Annotated in this window: 2 protein-coding genes and 1 pseudogene; all 3 read right to left on the bottom strand. The window is 44.2% G+C overall.

Annotation, left to right across the window (positions count from 1 at the left end; genetic code table 11):
- Positions 1 to 1,175: pseudogene (locus tag IQR33_RS30075) on the bottom strand (diguanylate cyclase); the annotation flags it as partial.
- Between the two features lie 110 nt (positions 1,176 to 1,285).
- Entirely contained in the window at positions 1,286 to 1,780 is a 495-nt protein-coding gene (gene ilvN / locus IQR33_RS30070) for an acetolactate synthase small subunit (RefSeq protein ID WP_005379697.1), read from the bottom strand.
- A 1-nt stretch (position 1,781) separates the two neighbouring features.
- Complete coding sequence (locus IQR33_RS30065) at positions 1,782 to 3,506, bottom strand: acetolactate synthase 3 large subunit (RefSeq protein ID WP_193837534.1); 1,725 nt, start codon at positions 3,504 to 3,506, stop codon at positions 1,782 to 1,784.
- Between the last annotated feature and the right edge of the window lie 372 nt (positions 3,507 to 3,878).

Here is a 3,878-nt window from a genome sequence, read left to right as displayed (position 1 = left end):
GGTAAGAGAATTAAATGATGTGCACTCCAACCTTGGGCATGCTTGGTTGAGTAACCCATCATGTTTTCAAACTCTTGATTAACCATGATGATTCTATGCGAAGCATCCGAGATCATCACCGCAGTCATACCATCAAGAGCAGCTCGAGCCAACTTCGATTCCATACTATGACGCCGATAATGCAGAGCAAGGGCTGCCGTCGGCAAAGTGAAGCCGAGCACCAAACTTAGAACAAAAAATGCTTCTTGGATTAAGTCATCAATGTCCCTCTGAGCTCGGGATAATAACTGCTCATTGGTAAGATCAATAACCAGATGAAGAGGTTCGCTAGAAACAAACTGGATGGTGCGATACGCGACCAAATTCGAACCATTGTAAGCATAGCCCGAATCTTTTGAATTTAAACTACGCCAAATGTTTGGGTACATCCGGCCAAAATTAAATTGAGAGCGAGCGGGAATTATATGGCCATATAAACGAGCTGATTTAGGGCTATCAATGTAAAAACCGTCACTTTTAATCAGCTCAATATGGAAATCAAGCACTGACGAATAGTTGAGTCGAGAAGATAAATAGTCAATATCAACATTAAGGACGAGATACCCTTCGCGCTTTCCGTTAAGCGAAATAGGCATCAAAATGCGCAGTGACGGGCTATAGGGATAGACTAACTCGCCATACTCTCGTTCTAAACCTATCCCCCACGAAGCGATTTCGCCATCGTCTAAGTTCTTAGCGAATTGAAAGTAATCTCGCTCTGACTTATTTTGCAATTTGATCGCGGGCAACGCAGCGCCTGTTTCAATCTCATAATTAATCCTCACTTTTTCTCGACCAGAAACATCAAGAAAGCGAATTTGCTTATACAACTTTTGATTGATTGCGACCGAGATCCACATGTCTTCTAAGATGGAACGGTTCACCCGGTTAGGTTGGCGCAAATATTCATACAGACTTTGGCTGTGACCAAGTAGGTCACTGATCGTTTCGATTTGATCCTGAATATTGCTGTATTCACGGCCAGTATAGGCCAATTGATGTAACGCTTCTTGAGCGGTGTTCTCAACATTGTTTTCTAACAACGTCAGATATTTCTGATAGTAGTAAGCGGCAGTGAGTGCACTAAAAAATAGTGCTGTCGCCAATAAGGTGCCGACTCGCTTAGGTACTTTCACACGTCTAATGCCTATCATGCTTACTAAAACGACAATTATATCATTAATTGTTATTTTCTAAACAAAAAAGCCACTTAGATTAAGTGGCTTTTCTATATGCAATCAGAGAGTTAAGGTTTGAGGGCTCGCTCTCCTCGCGCAATGCCAACGACACCACTACGAGCAACTTCGACAACTTCGGTCACTTCGGATATCGCTTGAATGAAGGCATCTAGCTTTTCACTCGTACCCGCAAGTTGTACGGTGTATTGGGAAGCCGTGACATCCACGATCTGGCCACGAAAGATGTCTGCCGTCCGCTTCACTTCTGCTCGCGCAAAACCACTGGCTTTCACTTTCACCATCATCAGTTCACGCTCAATGTGCTCATACTCGGTGACTTCTTGCACTTTCAGCACATCGATCAATTTGTGTAACTGCTTCTGAATTTGTTCCAACTGCATCTCATCAGATGTCGTGGTAATGTTCATTCGCGACAGGGTTTCATCATCAGTCGGTGACACCGTCAAAGATTCAATGTTGTAACCACGTTGAGAGAACAAACCAACAACACGAGACAACGCACCTGGTTGGTTTTCCAATAGCAATGAAATAATGTGTCTCATATTAAGTTCTCTCCGTTTTGCTTAGCCACATTTTATCCATACCCTCACCTTTGATTTGCATCGGGTATACGTGTTCGGTTTCGTCTACGTTGATGTCCACAAACACCAGACGATCTTTCATATCCAACGCTTTTTGTAGCCCTTCTTCGAGCTGATCAGGCGTTTCGATACGAATACCGACGTGACCATAAGCTTCTGCAATCGCTGCAAAGTCAGGAACAGAACTCATGTAAGAATTAGAGTGACGGCCTTGATAAATAATGTCTTGCCACTGTTTTACCATGCCTAAGAATCGGTTGTTCAGGTTGATGATCTTCACTGGAATGTCGTATTGCATGGCTGTCGACAATTCTTGAATATTCATCTGAATACTGCCGTCACCAGTCACAACCACGACCTCTTCTTGTGGCATGGCAAACTTCACGCCCATGCCAGCCGGAAGACCAAATCCCATGGTGCCAAGACCACCAGAGTTTATCCAACGGCGCGGCTTATTGAATGGGTAGTACAGCGCCGCAAACATCTGATGCTGGCCCACATCAGACGCCACATATGCGTCACCATTAGTTAGCTTGTGCAGCGTTTCAATTACTTGCTGTGGCTTGATTCGTTCTGGAGAGGTTTCATAAGACAAGCAGTTGCGGTCACGCCATACTTGAATGTCATCCCACCATGCAGTGATAGCATCTTGATCATTTCCACTACCTTGCTCTGCAAGCAGCCCGAGCATGGTTGTCAGCACTTTTTCCGCAGAACCTACGATCGGCAAATCCACTTTCACGTTTTTCGAGATCGATGACGGATCGATGTCAATATGCATCACTTTTGCGTTTGGGCAGTACTTTTCAAGGTTGTTGGTTGTACGGTCATCAAAACGCACACCGATACCAAAAATAAGATCCGCTTCATGCATTGCCATATTAGCTTCGTAAGTGCCGTGCATACCCAACATGCCCAGTGAGTTTTTATGTGTACCCGGGTATGCCCCCAAGCCCATCAAAGTACTCACTACTGGTAGGTTCAGTTTGTCGGAAAGCTCTAAAATATGTTCATGGGCGCCAGAAATCACCGCACCACCACCGATATAAAGCACTGGTTTTTTCGCTTCTAATAGCGATTTAAGCGCTTTTTTAATCTGGCCTTTATGGCCCGACGTTGTCGGCTTGTAAGAGCGCATTGAAAGCGTTTCTGGATATTGATAAGGCAGTTTGATTTGCGGGTTCATCACATCTTTTGGCAAATCAATCACAACTGGACCAGGTCGACCTGTAGTCGCGATATAAAACGCTTTTTTGATTGTTTCAGGAATATCTTCCGCTTTTTTTACTAAAAAGCTGTGTTTGACCACTGGGCGGGAGACACCGACGATGTCACACTCTTGGAAAGCATCATTACCAATTAGGCTATTCGGTACGTTACCCGAGATAACGATCATTGGGATAGAGTCCATATACGCTGTTGCAATACCCGTAATGGTATTGGTCGCGCCCGGCCCCGAGCACACAAGTACGACACCCGGTTTACCGGTAGCTCGAGCGTAACCATCTGCCATATGAGTGGCGGCTTGCTCATGCCTTACAAGTACGTGTTTGATTTGATCGGTTTTGGCATGCAGTGCATCGTAGATATCCAAAACAGACCCACCAGGGTAGCCAAAGATCTGCTCTACGTGCTCTTCTATCAGAGATTGAACCACCATCTCTGCGCCTGACAACATTGCTGTCATAATTGCTCTCCTTAGCCAGTTTCCTCACCGTAAGGTCAACGGATTGGTCTGGTTTTACATAGTCTAGGTCTTATTCGTAGCCTAATCGAAATACTTCCACGTTTTCGGCTATGTCTTGCGTTCGTCATAACATCCCGCAAGGTTACCCAACAAATGTAACGTTTTATTATCAAAGGGTCTAATGAGAGATTGGTCTACTTTTTAAACAAGATACTAGTAATTAGAATGTTAGTAGGAATAGCAGCCACACATCTCCTATTTCACAGTACAACCTAAAAAATTAACGCTCAAAAAAAGAACATTATTTCATAAGGTTTTAGCTATAGGGTGCGAAATAGCGTTATTTGACGAGCAAAGCAGAAAAAATCAATG

It is taken from the genome of Vibrio sp. OPT46 (assembly GCF_015163535.1).
Lineage (GTDB): Bacteria > Pseudomonadota > Gammaproteobacteria > Enterobacterales > Vibrionaceae > Vibrio > Vibrio alginolyticus.
The sequence above is the reverse complement of the archived record's forward strand: the minus strand, read 5'-3'. Positions and strand labels throughout refer to the sequence as shown.

What these genes read in the sequence shown, in the direction of transcription:
- ilvN (WP_005379697.1), bottom strand. Translation starts at nt 1,780, where the DNA reads ATGAGACACATTATTTCATTGCTATTGGAAAACCAACCAGGTGCGTTG.
- IQR33_RS30065 (WP_193837534.1), bottom strand. Translation starts at nt 3,506, where the DNA reads ATGACAGCAATGTTGTCAGGCGCAGAGATGGTGGTTCAATCTCTGATA.